Genomic DNA, 18,240 nt, shown 5'->3' on the forward strand with positions numbered 1-18,240 from the left:
GGACGCAGGCGCATGCGGCGGGCTGGAGACGCGCCGTCGCGCGCGGCCATGAAGTTGGAGGAGGCCCTGGACGGACTGGCCTTCGAGCCTGGGCGCGGCGATGTGTGCGTGGACCTGGGCGCGGCGCTCCGGGGCGGCCCGGATGGCGGGAGGGAGGTCGTCGTGAAGGCCGGGAGGGGCCTCGGCGTTGATTTCGTGTGGGGGACATTGCGTGGGCCGGGTTCCGCTTTACTCTGAGCCGCTGAGTGGTGGGCGGCCTGCCGAGTGGAAGTTTCGGCGGACGCACGTGGTTTCCATACGTTTCTCCCTTACACCTCCAGGGATTTCCCTTCACTCGCCGCCGTCCTTCGAGGATTCTCCGGCGAGAGAGCCGACCGAATGATCGAATGGACGCTGAAGAAACTGATTGGGACCAAGAACGAGCGTGAGCTCAAGAAGGCCCACGCGAAGGTCGCCCGGGTCAATGAGCTGGAAACCCGGATGCGGGCCCTCAAGGACGAGGACTTCGTCTCCGAGACGAACCGCATGCGGCAGGAGATCCAGAACGGCCGTTCGCTGGACGACCTGCTCTTCGAGGCCTTTGCCATCACCCGCGAGGCGGCGCGCCGCGTCATCGGCCAGCGTCACTATGACGTGCAGCTCATTGGCGGCATGTTCCTCCACGAGGGCTGCATCGCGGAGATGCGCACCGGTGAAGGCAAGACGCTGACGGCGACGCTGCCCACCTACCTCAACGCGCTGTCCGGCCGGGGCGTGCACGTCGTCACGGTGAACGACTACCTGGCCCGCCGCGACGCGGAGTGGATGGGGCGCGTCTACCGCTTCCTGGGCATGACGACGGGCTGCGTGCTGCACGAGCTGAACGACAAGCAGCGGCAGGAGGCGTACCGCTCGGACATCACCTACGGGCAGAACAACGAGTTCGGCTTCGACTACCTGCGCGACAACATGAAGTTCCGCCTGCAGGACTACGTCCAGCGCGAGCTGAACTTCGCCATCGTCGACGAGGTGGACTCCATCCTCATCGACGAGGCCCGCACGCCGCTCATCATCTCCGGCCCCACCGAGGACAGCACCGACAAGTACTACCGGGTGGACCAGGTCATCCCCGGGCTGGTGCCGGACCAGGACTACACCCTGGACGAGAAGCACCGCTCCGTGTCGCTCACGGATGACGGCATCGAGAAGCTCCAGAAGCGGCTGGGTGTGGGCAACCTGTACGACCCGGGCGAAATCGAGATGCTGCACCACGTGGACCAGGCCCTGCGCGCGCACACGCTCTACAAGCGCGACAAGGACTACGTGGTGAAGGACGGCGAGGTCGTCATCGTCGACGAGTTCACCGGCCGCCAGATGCCGGGACGCCGCTGGTCGGACGGCCTTCACCAGGCCATCGAGGCCAAGGAAGGCGTGAAGATCGAGAACGAGAACCAGACGCTCGCGACCGTCTCGTTCCAGAACTACTTCCGCATGTACTCCAAGCTGGCCGGCATGACGGGCACGGCGGACACGGAGGCGGAGGAGTTCGCCAAAATCTACAACCTCGACGTGCGCGTCATCCCCACCAACCGTCCGCCCATCCGCAAGGACCTGCAGGACGTGGTGTACAAGACGGAGCGCGAGAAGTTCGAGGCGGTGGCGGCGGAAATCGAGGAACTGCACAAGGCGGGGCAGCCGGTGCTCGTGGGCACGGTGTCCATCGCCAAGAGCGAGGTGGTGGCCAGCTTCCTCAAGAAGCGCGGCATCCCGCACAACGTCCTCAACGCCAAGCAGCACCAGCGCGAGGCGGACATCGTCGCGCAGGCCGGCCGCAAGGGCGCCGTCACCATCTCCACCAACATGGCCGGCCGCGGAACGGACATCCTCCTGGGTGGTAACGCGGAGGTCCTGGCCAAGGCGTCCATGGGCCCGCCGCCCGAGCCGCCCACGTCGGCCCCGGAAGGGCAGCCGCTGGACCTGACGGCCTACGAGGCGGAGCTCGCGGCGTGGGAGCAGAAGCTCGCCGACACCAAGACGAAGCTCGAGGAGCAGACGAAGAAGGAGCGCGAGGAGGTCCACAACGCCGGCGGCCTCTTCATCATCGGCACCGAGCGCCACGAGTCGCGCCGCGTGGACAACCAGCTGCGTGGCCGCGCCGGCCGCCAGGGTGACCCGGGTGGCAGCCGCTTCTTCCTGTCGCTCGAGGACGACCTGATGCGCATCTTCGGGTCCGAGCGCATCCAGGGCCTGATGGAGCGGCTGGGCATGGAGGAGGGCGAGGTCATCGAGCACGTGTGGCTGTCACGTGCCATCGAGGGCGCCCAGAAGCGGGTCGAAGGCCACAACTTCGACATCCGCAAGAACCTCCTCGAGTACGACGACGTGATGAACCAGCAGCGCCGCACCATCTACAAGCTGCGTCGCCAGGTGCTGGCCGCGGGCGCGGGCGTGCCGCTGGTGGAGTACGACGAGGATCCGAAGACGCGCATCAAGACGCGCTCCGAGCGGACCGTCAGCTGGGCGGACTTCCGCGAGCTGATTCTGGACTCGATGGAGGACGTCATCGTGTCCCTCACCGACACCTACGCGCCCACCCGGGGCGTGGAGGGTTGGGACATCGCCGCGCTCCAGCAGGGCGTGAAGGAAACCTTCAACCTCGAGATGAACTTCGAGGGCGTGGGCAACCGCGAGGAGCTCCAGGAGCACATCTACAAGGCGGCGGAGAAGGTCTTCCAGGCGCGCGAGGAGGAGTTCGGCGAGAACTTCATGCGCTTCCTCCAGTACAACTACCTGGCGACCATCGACCGGCTCTGGAAGGACCACCTGCTGGCCATGGACCACCTGCGTCAGGGCATCGGCCTGCGCGGCTACGGTCAGAAGGACCCGAAGCAGGAGTACAAGAAGGAGGGCTACCAGGGCTTCATTCAGATGCTCTCCGCCATCAAGGCGCAGTTCGTCACCCAGCTCATGCACGTGCAGCCCCGCTCCGCCTCCAGCGCGGCGGAAGAGGCCGCCCGCATCCAGCGCCAGCTTGCGCAGCAGCAGAAGAAGGCGGTGGAGGGACGCGCCACGGCGGACGGCAAGCTGGATGAGGGCTCGGTGGCCGCGGCGGCGCGTCCGGCGGCGGCCAGCAAGCCGGCGGTGGGCCGCAACGACCCCTGCCCCTGCGGCAGCGGCCGGAAGTACAAGAAGTGCCACGGTGCCTCGGAGGCCAGCGTCTAGGACGCGGGCTGACTGACAGGCTCATCGTGGAAGACGCCGGCGCGGCGCCAACCCTTTGGGGAGGCACCGCGCCGGTGCTGTCTTGGCGGGGCGAAGGGGCCTCGCTGGGACGATAGGAGGGCGGGGGAGCGGCATGTGCCGTCCCTGCCCGGGCGGGCGGTGCGGCGAAGCTTGCGCGGCCCGGAGGGGTTCTGTTAAGGACGCCCCGCCCCACGGTATGGGGTCGGGGGGCAGTCGACCCCAGGCAGTACCCACTACACACACGTCCGTGCCGGTCGCCGGTGCTTCCGTGGGTGAGGGCCTCTCCTCGGAGAGGAACTCCTCCGCGGTCGTTTCGGCCGGAAGGTTTGCTCGGACGTGGCGGAACAACCGGAGAGACGACATGGAAACGCAGGACACGCAGACGCAGCAGCAGGCGATGGCCGCCGCCGGTGGCATCACGATGAGGCAGCTCCTGGAGGCCGGTGTTCACTTCGGCCACCAGACGAAGCGCTGGAACCCGAAGATGAAGCCGTTCATCTTCGGCGCGCGCAACGGCATCTACATCATCGACCTGCAGAAGACGGTCGTGATGGCCCGCTCGGCGTTCCGCTTCGTGGCGGACATCACCGCGCGCGGTGGCTCGGTGCTCTTCGTCGGCACCAAGAAGCAGGCGCAGGACGTGGTTCGCGAGGAGGCCTCGCGCGCCGGTCAGTTCTTCGTCACCAGCCGCTGGCTGGGTGGCACGCTGACCAACTTCAAGACCATCAAGCAGGGCATCGACCGCCTGAAGACGCTGGAGAAGATGGCCGAGGACGGCACCTTCGAGCGCCTGCCCAAGAAGGAAGTCGCCCAGCTCGAGCGTGAGCGCGAGAAGCTGGAGAAGAACCTGGGCGGCGTGAAGGAGATGTCGAAGCTGCCCCGCTGCGTCTTCGTCATCGACCCGAAGAAGGAGCACATCGCCATCCACGAGGCGGGCCGCCTGGGCATCCCGGTCATCGGCCTGGTGGACACCAACTGCGATCCGGACGGCATCGACTTCGTCATCCCCGGCAACGACGACGCCATCCGCTCCATCAAGCTGTTCACCTCCAAGATCGCCGAGTCCTGCCTCGAGGGCGCCGCGCGTTACCGCGCCTCGGGCGCCGCCGAGCGCGACGAGCAGGAGGAGCGCGAGGGCCGTGACGACCGTGGCGACCGCCGCGATGACCGCCGTGGCCCGCGCCGTGGTGACCGCCGCGACGACCGTCGCGACCGGGGTGGTGACCGTGGCGGCGACCGCCGGGGCCCCCTCGTTGAGATGAAGGGTGCGGCCCCTGTCGCGTCCACCGAGCCGGCCGCCGAGGCCGCTCCCGAGGGTGAGGCGGCGGCCGAGTAGCCGTCCCTTCCTCACGTCAGTGCCGAAGCGGCCGGGTGGCATCAGTTCGCCAGCTCCCCGGCCGCCTCTGTTTCCCTGGTGCCGCAGTATCCCCTAGAACTTACAATGCTCCGCCCGGCGCAGTGCGCCTTGGAGTGGCGGAGGCAGGAGACGACGATGGCCGAAGTTAGCGCCCAGATGGTGAAGGAGCTCCGCGAGCGGACCAACGCGGGCATGATGGACTGCAAGAAGGCGCTCGCCGAGTCGGGTGGCGACTTCGCCAAGGCCGAGGAGTGGCTGCGCAAGAAGGGCATCGCCAAGGCCGCTGGCAAGGAAGGCCGCGTTGCCTCCGAAGGCGTCATCGGCACCTACGTTCACAGCGGCCGCATCGGCGTCATCGTCGAGGTGAACTGCGAGACGGACTTCGTCGCTCGCAACCCCGACTTCCAGGAGCTGGTGAAGGACGTGGCCATGCAGATTGCCGCGGCCGGCCCCAAGTTCGTCCGTCGTGAGGAGGTCCCCACGGACAACCTGGACAAGGAGAAGGACATCCAGCGCGAGCTCCTCAAGCAGCAGGGCAAGCCTGAGGCGATGCTGGAGAAGATCCTCGTCGGGAAGATGGAGAAGTACTACGAGGGCGTGTGCCTCGTGGACCAGCTCTGGGTGAAGGACGACAAGAAGAAGGTCGGCGAGATGATCTCCGAGCGCGCCGCGAAGATTGGCGAGAAGGTCTCAGTGCGCCGCTTCGTCCGCTACGAGTTGGGTGAGGGCATCGAGAAGAAGAAGGACGACCTCGCCGCCGAAGTCGCCAAGACGCTGGGTCAGGCGTAAGGCCTCCGCGGTCCCCACGGGGCCGCGAGCCTGGACGCAGGGCTGACAAGGGCCGCGCGCACCGGAGAGTCCCCTACACGGGGCGTCCGGGCGACGCGGCCCTCGCTTTTGCGGGTCTGATTGACCCCTCCCCGTGCGACCGCCAGCGGACGATGTGGGGCCGGCCCACCGACTCCAGCGTTGATCCCTCGCGGAGCGGGGGATAGAAGCGGTGGCGCATGTCCTCCGACACGAAGAAGCCGCTCCCGTATCAGCGCATTCTCCTCAAGCTCTCGGGCGAGGCCCTGATGGGGGAGGGGAAGTACGGCATCCATCCGCCCACGCTGATCGGCATCGCCGAGGAAGTCATCGAGTTGGCGCAGGCCGGCGTGGAGGTCGCGCTGGTGATTGGCGGCGGCAACATCTTCCGGGGCGTCGCGGGCGCCACGGAGGGCATGGACCGCGCCAGTGCCGACTACATGGGCATGCTGGCCACCTGCATCAACTCCATGGCCATGCAGGACGCGCTGGAGAAGAAGGGGCTGCACACGCGCGTGCTGTCCGCCATCAAGATGGAGCAGATTGCCGAGCCGTACATCCGCCGGCGCGCCGTGCGCCACCTGGAGAAGGGCCGCGTGGTGATTTTCGCGGCGGGCACCGGCAACCCGTACTTCACCACCGACACCGCCGCCTCTCTGCGCGCCATGGAAATCAACGCGCAGGTCATCCTGAAGGCAACCAAGGTGGACGGGGTGTACAGCGCGGACCCGAAGAAGGACCCCACGGCACGGCGCTATCGGTCGCTGACTTACATGGACGTGTTGAAGCAGAATCTCAACGTCATGGACTCCACGGCCATCTCGCTGTGCATGGACAACAAGCTACCCATCATCGTGTTCGACCTGACGCAGCGGGGCAACATCCGCCGCGCGGTGCTGGGTGACGGGGACATTGGTACGTTGGTGGGTGGCAGCGAGACGGTCTGGGCCTGAGCCCCGACCCACCGGCAAGCACTCAAGGAGAGAACGCAATGAGTGGAGACGTCGTCGCCGAACTGAAGGGCCGTATCGACAAGTCGCTCGAGGGCCTGCGCACGGACCTGACGAGGGTCCGCACGGGCCGCGCCAGCATCGCCATCCTGGATGGCGTCCGGGTGGACTACTACGGCACGCCGACGCCGCTGTCGGGCGTGGCCAGCGTGAACGCGCCCGAGCCCCGGCTCATCACCATCAAGCCGTGGGAGAAGAGCGTCCTCAAGGACATCGAGAAGGCGCTGCGCGAGGCGAACCTGGGCATCAACCCGATGAACGACGGCGAGATGATTCGCCTGCCCTTCCCGCCGCTCACCGAAGAGCGCCGCAAGGACATCGCCAAGCAGGTGAAGACCAAGGGCGAGGAGTTCAAGGTCGCCATCCGCAACCTCCGCCGCGACGCGAACGAGGTGCTGAAGACGCAGCTGAAGGACAAGAAGATCACCGAGGACGACCACAAGCGCATTACCGAGGTCGTGCAGAAGCAGACCGACGCGGGCATCACGCAGGTGGATGAAATCGTGAAGAAGAAGGAGAAGGATGTCATGGAGGTTTGATGTCCTCCATCGTCCTCGCCGAGCCCTCCGCACCGGTGGCGGGCGTTCTGCGCCGCTATCTCGAATCCGCCGGTCATGAAGTGTCCTGGGTGAGCAGCGTCGACGAGGCGCTGCGCACGGTGAGGGAACGCACGCCCACCGTCCTGCTGGCGTCCGGAACGGGCGCCCTGGACGGTGAGGCGCTGTGCCGGAGCATGCGGGCCGAAGGCCTCGCCGCGCCGGTGTTGCTGTTGTATTCGCCGGACGAGGAGCAGGCGGACACGCGGGCCGCCCAGGCGGGCGCGGACGGGTGCCTGGTGGGACCGCTGAAGCGCCCCACGGTGTTGACGTGCGTGTCCCTGCTTGTCCAGCGCGAGGAGGCGCTGCGGCGGGTAGGTTCCGAGGGAGCACGGCCGCCGCCACCCCCGTTCGATGGGGCGTCTCACGCGGGTGGGCCCCCTCCGCTGCCGGGCGCGTTGGGCGGGCGGATGGTTCCGCCTCCTCCGCCGCTTGACGGCGTGGATGCACCTGTCGAGAGCGCGGATGCGCGGGGCATGCCCCCTCCGCCGCCGCTCGACGAAGAGGCACCGGAAGCGGAGAGCGCACAGGCGCGGGTGGTGCAACCGCCGCGCGAGGCGGATGCGCCGTTGTCCGAGGGCCGCGGCGCGGAGTCCGCGTCACTGCCACCTGAGCTGGACGAAGAGCCCATCACGTCGCCGTCCTCCGAAGCGGGCAGTCCGGCCCCGGATGCGGGCGCGGCGCCTGCTTCGGCCACAGCGGAGACACAGGCTTCCGAGGAAGACGACCTTCCACTGCTCCACGCGGAGCCAGAGGCCGACGATTCGGATGCCGCCGGGCACGCGTCCGAGGACGGGCCTGATGCCACGGAGGCCGTCGCTGCGTCAGGAGCCGGTATCGAGCCGTCGTCCGCGCAGACGTCTCCGCCCGCGGCCCCGGCTATTTGGGCGGCGAAACCAACGGATTCGGGCGCTGTATCGACGAGCGCGTCTGACGCCGCCACCGCGAGCCCCGCGACACCGGCGGCCAGTGCTCAGCCTCCCTCGGTGGGGGCCCGGTATTCTGGCGCCTTCCCCGCGCTCGCCCCCACGCCTGTTCCAGGCGGCGGCCGCATCAGCCGGTCCGACCTGGCGGTGGTCGGCTCTTCTCCGGACTTCGAGTTCCTCAAGCGGCTGATGTTGATGGAAGTGAAGCGCAGCCGGCGCTACCGCTACCCCATCGCCGTGCTGCTGGTGGACATCGACAAGTTCGCGGAGAAAGCCGCGCCCCTGGCCCCCGCCGCGCGGAAGCTCGTGCTTGCCGAGGCCTTGGGACTGCTCGTTTCCGGAGTGCGCGACATCGACGTCGCCGTGCCCTTCGCGGACAGCCGCTTCGTCGTCTTTCTTCCGCACACGCCGCGCTCCGGCGCGCTGGTGGTGGGGCAGCGCCTGCGCGAGCTCATCAAGTCCCTGACGGCCTTCGAGGGCGCCAGCGCCTCCGTGGGTGTCGCCGTCTCCGAGCCCCCGCCGGGCCGTGGACCCGTGGCGGGCGCCCTGACCCAGGTCAGCTTCGGCAGCCTCCTCAAAGAGGCTGGAGAAGCCCTGCGTCGCGCTCAGGCCGCGGGTGGGGACTGGGTGGAGGCCGCGAGCGGCAGGACTCAGCCGGGATAGACGAAGTCCGCCCCGGTGATGCCGCCGACGACGTCAGCGACGAACGACATCAACTCCAGGCCCCGGCCCTTGTCGTCCTTCCAGGTGCCGGTGGCCGCGTCGTAGTCGAAGTGGATGCCCTGACCCCGGCCCGCCACCCAGATCTGCCGCACGGCGCGCTGGGTGTTGACGATGCACTTCTCCCGCGAAGCCGCGGTGAGCGTCACCATGTCGCCGGTGCTGTCGGCTTCCAGGATGTCGGGGTCGATGGTGTCCGCCGCGGCGAGGATGCGCTTGAACGCGGCGGAGACCAACTGGTTGTAGCGAGCTTCGTCCATCATGGCCGCAATGGCCTCACTGGATGATGTCGAGCACCTGCTGACCAGGGGCGGCGTAGAACAGGAACTTGAACGCCGGTGAAGACTCCCCCTCCGCGCGCTCCAGGCCGATGACGGTGCCCGGGTTGACGGGCTTGGGGAAGGACTGCATGCCAAGCAGATGGGCCGCCAGGGCGCCCATGGACGGCTGGTGGCCCACGAGGACGAGGTTCTCGTCCGCGTACTCGTTGAGCACCGGCTCCACCGCGCCCACGGGCATGTCGGGCAGCAAGCAGCGATGCACCTTCAGCGGGCCCTCGAACTTGGCGGAGATGGAGAGAATCTGCGCCGTCTGCACCGTGCGAACCAGCGGACTGGTCAGGATGCGCCCCACGGGACCAATGCGCTCGGTTAGCGAAGCGAAATGCTGGGCGGTGCTGGTGCGGGACTTCGCGGTGAGGGCGCGTGCCTCGTCACCGAGACCCTCGGGGATCTCCGCGTCCGCATCCGCGTGCCTAACCAGGAAAAGCCTCAAATTCCCTCCACCGCTTTCGACAGAACCGCGGTTCGTACACGAGCGCGGCAGGGTTGGTCAAAGGTAATGCGGCGATTGTTCAGTGGCCGGAACAACCCCACCGTGACAGACAGAGGCGGGACGCCTCTCACCGCCCAGGTTGCCGGAGCATACACGAGGGGCTGACATGTCCTGTCTGGAGGAACGCGCGTGCGCAAGGTGCTGTGGGGACTGTGGGTGCTCGTGGCCTTCTCGGCCTGCAAGAAACCCGAGGACGCTTCCGGGCCGCCCGCTGGGGCGGTGGGCGAGCAGGCCCCCGGCGCTCCCGACGGTGCGGTGGAGGCCGGCCCCTACACGGTGACGAAGGAGAAGCTGGACGCGTACGTGGGCTATCAGCGGCGGATGCTGGAGGTGTACGGCTCGCTCATGAAGGGCCTGCAGAACCTGGGGGCGTTGGTGGACGCCGGCACCCCGGAGGCCATGGCCGCCGCGCGCGAGGGCCTGAAGGTGGTGGAGGCCAAGGCCAAGGCGGAGGCCGAGGCGCGCCGCGAGGCACAGCTCTCCGAGGCGGACGTCAACGGCATCGCGGAGGTCGTCACCGCCGTCGTCAGCCAGCGGCAGCTGGGGCGCACGCTCCAATATGAAGAGGAGCTGAAGAAACTGGAGGCGCTCCAGGCGAAGCTGCCGCCCGAGCAGCAACAGGGCATGGCGCCCCAGGTGGCGTCGATGCGCGCCCAGGTGGAGGCCTTCCAGACGCTGGCCGATGCCCGCCGCGACTATGGCGATGCGAACATCGACGTCGTCCTGACGCGTGAGGAAGACCTCATCCAGAACTACCAGGAGATGATTCGCGTCTTCACCGGCACACGCCGGTGAAGGCGGGCCCCGCCTTCTCGCCTCAGACGCGCTTGAGGTGCGGGGCCTGCTTGAAGAGCTGCGCCAGGTAGACGTCGGCGACCTTCTCCATGACGGTGTTGCCGCGCAGGCGCTGCCGGAGGTTGACGAAGTCCACCTGGTCCAGCCGTTGGTCCTGGTTGTAGCAGGAGAACACCCACGTCTCCTTGCCCGTCACCGGGTCCACGTGCCGCTGGAGGCACTGGGCGCAGATCTCCTTCATCATGCACTGCATCGGCGAGTTGATGGAGCCGATGGCCTCGTGTCCCGGCTTGAGGTGCGGCTGGAGCACGCCGTGCCGCGCCTCGGCCACCGCGCGCATCATTCCGTCCGAGCCGATGGCGATGATGCGGTCCACGTCCGCCAGGGAGATGACGGGGGCGGGGCCCAGCTTGCCTTCCGCGTAGGCCACCATCGCCTGCACCACGTTGCCCCGGAACGCCGAGTCCTGCGGCCGGCGCGCCTCAATCGTGTCCCCGGTGTCCACGGACCACACAATCTGGTCCGTGCCGGCCTCGATTTCGTCGTGCTTGAAGGAGTCCGACTTCTGCCGGTAGCCGGCGAAGTACACGACGCGGCAGCCGGCCGCCTTGAGCGAGCGGGCGATGGAGAAGAGCACCGCGTTGCCCAGACCGCCGCCCACGAGCACCACCGTCTCGTTGTGGCCAATCTCCGTGGGCGCGCCGGTGGGGCCCATGAGCACCACGGGATCACCGGGCTTGAGCGCGGCGCACAGGCGCGAGGACGAGCCCATCTCCAGCACGATGGTGCCCATCAGCCCCTTCTCCTTGTCCACCCAGGCACCGGTGAGGGCCAGGCCCTCCATGGTGAGGCGCACGCCGTCCACCACGGGCGCGTTCCGCTCGAAGTTCTGCAGCCGGTAGAACTGGCCGGGAGAGAAGTGGCTGGCCGCGAAGGGCGCGCGCACCACCACCTCGACGATGGTCGGCGTCAGCCGGTTGACGGCCACCACGGTGGCGGTGAACGCCTCGTCCAGCCTGGCGAAGTGCGCGGCGCGCCGCGCGTCACGCGCCGCCTGGGCCACCTCGTCGGTGAAGTCGAGCGCGGCCACTTCCTTGGCGTACAGCCGCGCCACCTGCGGGTGGCCGTCCTTCGCGCTGGCCATGGCCTTCACCACGTTGCCCGCGTAGGTCGGGTGGTTGTCGCCGTAGAAGGAGATGAAGCGGCCGTCCTTCTGGTACGAGGTGAAGAACCCCGTCTTCGCGGCCGGGTCCTCCTTCGCCTTCACGGGCGCCAGCGAGAAGCCGTCTTCGGCGTCCACCAGTTCGTGGCTCTGGAAGTACTCGCCGCGCGCGTCGAGCTGGAAGGTGCCCGGGTATTCCTTCTCGTACGTGACGTTGGGGGACGTGCCGGCGGCGACGCACACCGTGCGCGCGGGCAGCTCGAAGAACTGGCCGCTGCCCTTGAGCTTGCCGTCCACCGTCACCATTCGCTCGAAGCGCAGCGCGCGTACCGCGCCGGAGGCGTCCGGCAGGGCCTCCACTGGGCTCATGCGCTCGATGAAGCGGATGCCTTCCTCCAGCGCCTTCGTCACTTCCTCGTGGTTGAGGCGGTAGGCGGGGGACTCGGTGAGGCTGCGGCGGTAGACGAGGCTGACGCCGCCCCACGCGCGCACCAGCTTGATGAAGTCCGGGTCGCGGCCCAGGGCCTTCGCCTTCTGGCGCTCCTCGCGCACGGCGCGGCCATGCTCCAGGAACGTCTGGTACGTGGCGCGCTCCTCCGCGTCGAGGCGGGCCAGCACGGCCTCCTCGCCCACCTGGGACACCAGCTTCTCGTGGCGGGCGAGCGCCTTCTCCACCTGCACCGGGTAGTACGCCATCAGCTCCGTGGCGGTGTCGATGCCGGTGAGGCCACCGCCGATGACGATGGCGGGCAGCTGCACCTGGAGGTTCGCCAGCGAGTCCTTCTTGAACGCGCCGGTGAGCTGGAGCGCCATCAGGAAGTCACTGGCCTTGCGGATGCCCCGGATGAGGTTGTTCTTCATCCCGATGATGGTCGGGCGGCCCGCGCCAGCGGCAATGGCGATGTGGTCGAAGCCCAGCGCCCACGCGTCCTCCACCGTGAGGGTGCCACCGAAGCGCACGCCGCCGTGGATGCGGAAGCTCTCCCGGCGCGCCAGCGTGAGGTGGATGAGCGTGAGGAAGTTCTTGTCCCAGCGCACGGTGATTCCGTACTCGGACACGCCGCCAAAGCCCTCCAGGATGCGCTCGTCCAACTCGCTGGTGAGCGCGGACCAGTCGCGGATGGGCTGGAGCGAGTGGCCATTGCGGCCCACGAGCGCGTCGGGGAAGGGCTCGATCTTGAGGCCGTCCACGCCGGTGACGCCGAAGCCCTCGTTGAGGAGGTAGTGCGACAGCGTGTAGCCGGCGGGGCCCAGCCCCACCACCAGCACGTTGCGGCCCACGTAGGGCAGCGCGTACGGGCGGCGGACGTTGAGCGGGTTCCACCGCGTGAGCAGGCCGTAGATTTCGAAGCCCCACGGCAGGTTCAGCACGTCCGTGAGCGTGGCTGTCTCCGCCAGGGGGATGTTCACCGGCTCCTGCTTCTGGAAGATGCAGGCCTTCATGCAGTCATTGCAGATGCGGTGGCCGGTGCCCGGGCACATCGGGTTGTCGAGCGTCACCATGGCCAGCGCGGCCACGGAGTTGCCTTCACGCTTGAGCAGGTGCGCCTCGGAGATGCGCTCGTCGAGCGGGCACCCGTTGAGGGGGATGCCCAGCGGGTTCTTCTTGTAGTGGTGCCCCTCGGCCACCGGGTCCTTGGCGGGGAATCCCTTGGTGCACGAGTCCTTCTGCCGCTCGTGGCAGAGCACGCAGTAGTCCACCTCGTTCATCACGTCGCGCGAGGTGCCCCGGCGGTCGGTGAGCTTGAAGCCGTCGCGGTGGCGGAGGTGGTGTTCCAGGCCCTCGGTGGCCTCGGGCAGCTCGTTGTCCGGACGCTGGAGCTGGACGAGCTGGTCGAACACCAGCGGCTTGGGAATCCGATGGGTGGGCCAGGCGTGGAAGATGTCCTTCGTCTCCGGATGCAGCGCCCGCGCGTACGTCCAACGGTCCGCCAGCGACAGCAGCGCGCGCACGGACTGGAGCTCCGCGGCGTCATCACCCTGCGTGACGAGGCTGGAGCCGAAGGCGTCCTTGCCCTCGGGCGTGGACAGCAGCACCTCGCGCAGCGCGGACCAGCGGGCGCGCAGGGCCTCCGCCTCGCCCTGACGCTCGGCGGGCAGTGCGTTGGAGAACAGGCGCTCCAGGTCCATCAGCGAGAGGACGGATTCCGCCAGACCCCGCTCCAGGTCCCCGGTGGCCAGCGCCTCCGGGAAGCCCAGCTGGAGCATCAGCCGCATGCGCGCGTCCAGCGAGGGGAACTCCGCCAGCGCCGGGCGGTCCGCGGCGCCCTTCTTGAAGACGCGGCGGGTGATGAACTCGCGCTTGAAGTCGAAGAGCGGCAGCTCGCCCTTGAGGCGGCCGGACAGGCGCTCCAGCTCCTGCTCCACTCGGAAGAGGCGCGTGACGAAGCGCGACACATGGCGCGACACGCGGACGAGCAGGTCCGACTCCGCGGCGCCGCTGACGCTCGTGCCGCCAGACTTGCGGTACGCGTCGAAGGCCTGGAAGAGCTCAGGTTCGTCCTTGGTGAGCTGTGCGTCGAAGCGCTCCGCCAACCGGCGCAGACCAGCGGGACGATACAGGTCCTCGAAGACAAAGCCCGGCAGGCCCAGGGTCAGAGGAGGGGTGGGGTCGGAGGGCAGGTCAGTCAAGGCGCGCATGTCACGAACAGTGTGGGAGGAACCTGGAGAAACGGCTTCCAAGCGGGACCTATTTCGCGGTGTGCCGTCCGGAAATCAAGCGGGCTTGTCACTGGAGGTGAGGGCCCGCGTCGCCGTGCAGGCAGGGCGGGGCTGCACGCCTACACAGTGACGCTCTTGCCTACCGCTGGGCGTGTGGCTCGCCTTCGGGCAACGCGTCACGGTGGGTAGGCAGGGACACAAGCTCCAGTCGCCGACGCAGCTGCAGCAGCCCCCAGAACATGCGCGCCGCGTCGAGCCCTGGGATGACCTTGGAACCTCCGAAGTCCTCCCAGTCGATGGGGACCTCCAGGAAGCGCGCGCCCTGGCGCTTCAGCAGCACCAGCAATTCCACGTCCAGCAGCCAGCGCTGCTCCTGGAGCACGTCCAGGAGCGGCCGCAGGATGTCCGCGCGGACGAACTTCACCCCGCACTGTGTGTCGTAGAAGTGGAGCTTGAAGTTCGCATCCGTGAGCGTGGCGAAGATGCGGCCCTGCAGGTGGCGGTGGAGGCTGCGCACGATGCGGCGTCCGGCCATGAGGATGCGTGAGCCGGCCAGGACGTCCACGTTCTGCGCCATCTCCGAGGTGCTCAGCGTCACCAGCCGGTGGAACTCCTCGGCGTTGATGGCGCCATCCGCGTCCAGGAAGGCCAGCCACGTGACGCCCGCTGACGCGTGACGCCAGCCGAGCCGGATGGCCGAGCCCTTTCCCTGGTTGCGAGGCGCCGCCACGTAGGTGAACTGGTGCCGCGCCCCCGCGGTGGCGAGGTGAGTCTGGGCCGCCTCTGCGCTCGCGCGCTGGAGTTCGGCGTGCTCGGGCGCGCTGCCATCGTCGACGACGATGAACTCCACCGGCGGGGCGCTCCGCTCGAGGAACACGCGCGTGAGCTCCGCGACGAAGCGTGGCAGCCGTTGGCCCTCGTTGTAGGCGGGGATGACGACGCTGACGAAGGGCGCATGCACGTGTTCGATTGAGCACAGGTGCGATGGGCCGTCAATGCAAGGTGTCGGCATATACCCGCCGCGCACTCACCAGGTCGCACGGCTCGAAGTCCCGGAGCGCGGCCTGTTCAGGAGGTCCGGGGCAGGCGCCGTGCCCCTCATCGGGTGGTCTTCAACGGGACTTCTTGTTGCGGCGCTTCTTCTGTCCGGAGGCGTTCCGGCGCGGCGAAGCCTCCGCTGAGGGCTGTGCAGGCGCAGAAGGCGCGGCCTTCTTCGCATGGGCGGTTTGGCTCGTGACCGGCTCGCCCGCGGCGGGCACCGGTGCCTGCGCGCGAGGAGCCGAGGTCGAATCCACTTCCGTAGAAGCCGCGCTCACCGGCTGCTTCGGCCGAGCCGGCTGCCGTGAATGGGCCTTGGTGTCACGCGGCTTGGGCAGCACGGTGTCTACGACTGGAGCCGTCGTGGAGACCGGCGCGGTCGACGGCAGCGCCACGGCGGACGGCGCCGCTTCGTGCTCGCGTCGCTGTGCGCGCTCTTGCTGCGGCACCGCTGCATCGGAAACCGCGGGGACTTGCCTCGCCCGGAGTGCCTCCACCTCGCGACGCAGGCGGAGCACCTCGGCGGACAGCTGCGCGTAGGAGTCGCGCACGTGTCCGTTGAACACGCGCTGCCTGCCGAGCGCCTCGTTGATGAACACCTGGCACGACTTGCGGAAGGCCCACTTGGCCAGCAGGACGACTTGTCCCACGCCACCCCGGTGGGTGTGCAGGGGGAGGGCTCGCGTGGCGTCCGCGTGCTCTTCCAGCGCATGCAGGTTGAAGGTCAGTGGCTCCACCCGGGGCTCCACGCCTTCGGGCGGCAGCTCCACTTCCTCGGAGGTGGGGAGGCCGCGCGTGCGCAGGCGCTCCTCGATGCGGGCAATCAGCTCCCGCGCGGGGATGTCCCGTCCCAGTAACTTCATCGACGCTTCTCCTCGAGGATGCGTTGCATTTCTTCCCGGTAGGCCGCAACCACCTGCGGCCAGCCCTGCTTCTTCACGTACGCCAGGCCCCGCTTGCCCATGGGCCCACGCTCCGAGCCCACCTCGCGCAGGCCCTGGATGAACGACTCCAGGTCCGTGTACGCGCGGCCCGCGCCGCTGCGCTCCACCTGTCCCACCAGCACGTCCGAGCGCCCGTTCACGAGCACAGGAGTGCCCTGGGCGAAGGACTCCAGCGTCAGCAGCGACAGGCTCTCGTAGCGGGACGGCACCACCACCGCCAACGCCCCCGCCAGCGCGTCGTGCTTGTCCTGCTCGTCGATGCGGCCCAGATAGCGCACGCCCTCGCCGGACAGTTCCATGTTGGTGTCGCCCGCGAGCACCAGGTCCGGCGCGTCCTCGAACCGGTTCTTCAGGGCCTGGTGGTACTCGAGCAGCTCGGGCACGCCTTTGCCCGGCTCCTGACGGCCGATGTAGAGCAGGTAGTGCCGGTGGATGCCGTGCTTCTCCTTGAAGCGCGCGCCATCCGCCCGAGGCCGGTCCACGCCCACGCCCACCACCCGCGTGGGTGCGTGATTCGGGAAGTACTTCTCGATGAGCGTGTGCTCCTCCGGCGTGAGGCAGAGCAGGGCACGCGGGCGTTCGAAGACGTCCCGATACACACCGAAGCGGACTGGGGCCTCATCGTGTGTGGTGGGCACCAGCAGGGCCCGGTCCGCCACCAGCGGCAGTCCCCACACCGTGGGCGCGTAGAGGTAGGTGAAGAAGAGATAGCCGTCGTAGGCGTCGCGTTCGGTGGCCAGGTGGTGCAGCAGGCCGGGGCACATGGGGCCCTGCTCGGCCACCCACTGCTCTTCGCGCAGCCGCTCGTTGCTCTTGTCGAACACCTGCCGCGACAGGCCGTTGAAGCCTCGGATGTTACGCACCCGCGTGGACGGGAAGCGCAACACCTTGATGCCGTCCACGACGTCGGGGCCGGGCGGAAACGCGTTGTCCCACACGAGGTGGTTCTTCGCGCAGGTCGTCAGCACGGTGAGGTCCCAGTGCGGAGCCAGGTGCTCGGCCATCTGCGCGGCGAGCTTCTCCGCGCCGCCCGTCACCTCGCCGTAGCGCTGCACCACCATCGCCACCCTGGGACGCTCCGGAACCTTCCGGGGCTTCGTGGGCGCGGGGCGGGGGAGCACCGTCTCCAGCGCCTTCGTGAAGGCGGTCTGCACGGAGGGCGCGGAGAAGTGCTCCAACCGCCGCGTCTGTCCCGCGATGACGGGCCCGCGCAGGGAGATGTCCTCGCTCAGGTCTACCGCCAACTCCGCGAGGAAGGCGAAGCGCTTCTGGTCGAAGGCCACGCCCGCGCCGCCCAGGGTCTCCGGCACCGCGGCGGCCGCGTAGGCCAGCACGGGCACCTCGGCGGCCATGGCCTCGATGAGGGGGACGCCGAAGCCCTCATGCTCGCTCATGGAGACGAAGACGGAGGCGGACCTGTACGCGGCCACGAGCTGCGCGTGGTTCAGGCGTCCCAGGAAGCTCACGCCGCGCAGGCCGCGCGCCTCGCGCTGGAGCATGCGGAAGTACCGGCTGCCGGGTTCGTAGCCGCCCACCATCAACAAGCGGGCCTGGGGGCGCAGCCGCAGGACTTCGCGATGGAGCGCGAGCAGGTCCTCGAAGCGCTTGTGCGGCATGACCCGGCTCACGCCGAGCAGCACGGGGCCTGGACCTTCGAGCCGCTGGAGCATCTTCGCGTCCGCGCTGGCGCGGGAGAATCGCTCCGGTTCGATGAAGAGGGGCACCGTGTGGACGTTGCGATAACCCGCGACGCGCAACTCGGCGGCATTGAAGTCCGACACGCCGATGGCCACATCCGCGAAGGGGGCCATCGCGGCGAGCTGGGCCCGTCCCGCCACCAGCGCGTCCGCCAGCGGCAGCCCTTCGTAGAAACGCGCGGGGCTGATGTTGTGGAAGACGATGCCGCGCCGGCAGGGCAGGTGCATCAGCCGGCTGCTGAGCGGGGAGGCGATGCCATGGTGGTAGAGGACCAGGTCACCGGGCTCGGGACGCAGCGCGGACGCGGGGCTGGCCAGCCCTTCGAGCCCTGGGCCCACCTCGTCCGCATACAGCGCGCCCGCGTGCCCCATGCGACGCAGCAGGAGCTGCAGATGCAGCGCGGCCTGCCCGGTGGCGTCGCCGGGGACAAAGCTGGGTATCAACTGGTGGATCGCCATGTGGGCCCTGCC

At 68.5% G+C, this 18,240-nt stretch carries 13 protein-coding genes and 1 pseudogene; 8 read left to right on the plus strand and 6 right to left on the minus strand.

Features of this window, described 5'->3' with window-relative positions; genetic code table 11:
* From F8M74_RS38240 to F8M74_RS32795, 7 genes and pseudogenes are all read left to right on the plus strand, one after another.
* Window positions 1-237, plus strand: a pseudogene (locus F8M74_RS38240) (SAM-dependent methyltransferase); the annotation flags it as partial.
* A 141-nt stretch (window positions 238-378) separates the two neighbouring features.
* Entirely contained in the window at window positions 379-3,201 is a 2,823-nt protein-coding gene (gene secA / locus F8M74_RS32770) for a preprotein translocase subunit SecA (RefSeq protein WP_140794450.1), read from the plus strand.
* Between the two features lie 382 nt (window positions 3,202-3,583).
* Window positions 3,584-4,558, plus strand: coding sequence for a 30S ribosomal protein S2 (rpsB, locus tag F8M74_RS32775; RefSeq protein ID WP_141257755.1), 975 nt, complete (start codon window positions 3,584-3,586; stop codon window positions 4,556-4,558).
* Between the two features lie 156 nt (window positions 4,559-4,714).
* Window positions 4,715-5,368, plus strand: coding sequence for a translation elongation factor Ts (gene tsf, locus F8M74_RS32780; RefSeq protein WP_141257756.1), 654 nt, complete (start codon window positions 4,715-4,717; stop codon window positions 5,366-5,368).
* Between the two features lie 218 nt (window positions 5,369-5,586).
* Entirely contained in the window at window positions 5,587-6,339 is a 753-nt protein-coding gene (gene pyrH, locus F8M74_RS32785) for a UMP kinase (RefSeq protein WP_141257757.1), read from the plus strand.
* 38 nt (window positions 6,340-6,377) lie between these two features.
* Window positions 6,378-6,935, plus strand: coding sequence for a ribosome recycling factor (gene frr, locus F8M74_RS32790; RefSeq protein WP_141257758.1), 558 nt, complete (start codon window positions 6,378-6,380; stop codon window positions 6,933-6,935).
* Window positions 6,935-8,581 (plus strand): diguanylate cyclase, encoded by a 1,647-nt coding sequence (locus tag F8M74_RS32795; RefSeq protein WP_141257759.1) that lies wholly within the window; start codon window positions 6,935-6,937, stop codon window positions 8,579-8,581. Before frr ends, F8M74_RS32795 begins: the two co-directional genes overlap by 1 nt.
* On the opposite strand, the gene cyaY is transcribed toward F8M74_RS32795, so the two are convergent.
* Window positions 8,569-8,901, minus strand: a complete 333-nt coding sequence (cyaY, locus tag F8M74_RS32800; protein ID WP_141257760.1) for an iron donor protein CyaY — start codon at window positions 8,899-8,901, stop codon at window positions 8,569-8,571. The two genes, F8M74_RS32795 and cyaY, sit on opposite strands and share 13 nt — an antisense overlap.
* 13 nt (window positions 8,902-8,914) lie before the next feature.
* Window positions 8,915-9,412: a histidine phosphatase family protein gene (locus F8M74_RS32805; protein ID WP_141257761.1), complete on the minus strand. Its 498-nt coding sequence runs from the start codon at window positions 9,410-9,412 to the stop codon at window positions 8,915-8,917.
* A gap of 189 nt (window positions 9,413-9,601) precedes the next feature.
* On the opposite strand from F8M74_RS32805, the gene F8M74_RS32810 reads away from it, so the two are divergent.
* The gene (locus F8M74_RS32810) at window positions 9,602-10,267 is read left to right on the plus strand and encodes a hypothetical protein (protein ID WP_141257762.1); all 666 of its coding nucleotides are present in this window, start codon (window positions 9,602-9,604) and stop codon (window positions 10,265-10,267) included.
* Window positions 10,268-10,289: 22 nt separating this feature from the next.
* Here F8M74_RS32810 and F8M74_RS32815 read toward each other — a convergent pair whose 3' ends face one another.
* The 4 genes from F8M74_RS32815 to F8M74_RS32830 all read right to left on the minus strand — a co-directional run bounded on the left by F8M74_RS32815 (window position 10,290) and on the right by F8M74_RS32830 (window position 18,228).
* Window positions 10,290-14,069 carry an FAD-dependent oxidoreductase gene (locus F8M74_RS32815; RefSeq protein ID WP_141257763.1) on the minus strand — a complete coding sequence of 1,260 codons (3,780 nt, stop codon included), beginning with the start codon at window positions 14,067-14,069 and terminating at the stop codon, window positions 10,290-10,292.
* A gap of 160 nt (window positions 14,070-14,229) precedes the next feature.
* Complete coding sequence (locus F8M74_RS32820; RefSeq protein WP_141257764.1) at window positions 14,230-15,051, minus strand: dolichyl-phosphate beta-glucosyltransferase; 822 nt, start codon at window positions 15,049-15,051, stop codon at window positions 14,230-14,232.
* A gap of 151 nt (window positions 15,052-15,202) precedes the next feature.
* Window positions 15,203-15,991 (minus strand): hypothetical protein, encoded by a 789-nt coding sequence (locus F8M74_RS32825; protein WP_141257765.1) that lies wholly within the window; start codon window positions 15,989-15,991, stop codon window positions 15,203-15,205.
* A complete protein-coding gene (locus F8M74_RS32830; RefSeq protein WP_141257766.1) occupies window positions 15,988-18,228 on the minus strand; it encodes a glycosyltransferase family 4 protein in 2,241 nt (746 codons plus the stop codon). The genes F8M74_RS32825 and F8M74_RS32830 overlap by 4 nt, the downstream gene beginning before the upstream one ends.
* Window positions 18,229-18,240 lie beyond the last annotated feature (12 nt).

The sequence above is a fragment of the Myxococcus sp. CA023 genome (assembly GCF_010998615.1).
Taxonomy (GTDB): domain Bacteria; phylum Myxococcota; class Myxococcia; order Myxococcales; family Myxococcaceae; genus Myxococcus.

What these genes read in the sequence shown, in the direction of transcription:
- secA (WP_140794450.1), top strand. Translation starts at nt 379, where the DNA reads ATGATCGAATGGACGCTGAAGAAACTGATTGGGACCAAGAACGAGCGT.
- rpsB (WP_141257755.1), top strand. Translation starts at nt 3,584, where the DNA reads ATGGAAACGCAGGACACGCAGACGCAGCAGCAGGCGATGGCCGCCGCC.
- tsf (WP_141257756.1), top strand. Translation starts at nt 4,715, where the DNA reads ATGGCCGAAGTTAGCGCCCAGATGGTGAAGGAGCTCCGCGAGCGGACC.
- pyrH (WP_141257757.1), top strand. Translation starts at nt 5,587, where the DNA reads ATGTCCTCCGACACGAAGAAGCCGCTCCCGTATCAGCGCATTCTCCTC.
- frr (WP_141257758.1), top strand. Translation starts at nt 6,378, where the DNA reads ATGAGTGGAGACGTCGTCGCCGAACTGAAGGGCCGTATCGACAAGTCG.
- F8M74_RS32795 (WP_141257759.1), top strand. Translation starts at nt 6,935, where the DNA reads ATGTCCTCCATCGTCCTCGCCGAGCCCTCCGCACCGGTGGCGGGCGTT.
- cyaY (WP_141257760.1), bottom strand. Translation starts at nt 8,901, where the DNA reads ATGATGGACGAAGCTCGCTACAACCAGTTGGTCTCCGCCGCGTTCAAG.
- F8M74_RS32815 (WP_141257763.1), bottom strand. Translation starts at nt 14,069, where the DNA reads ATGCGCGCCTTGACTGACCTGCCCTCCGACCCCACCCCTCCTCTGACC.
- F8M74_RS32825 (WP_141257765.1), bottom strand. Translation starts at nt 15,991, where the DNA reads ATGAAGTTACTGGGACGGGACATCCCCGCGCGGGAGCTGATTGCCCGC.
- F8M74_RS32830 (WP_141257766.1), bottom strand. Translation starts at nt 18,228, where the DNA reads ATGGCGATCCACCAGTTGATACCCAGCTTTGTCCCCGGCGACGCCACC.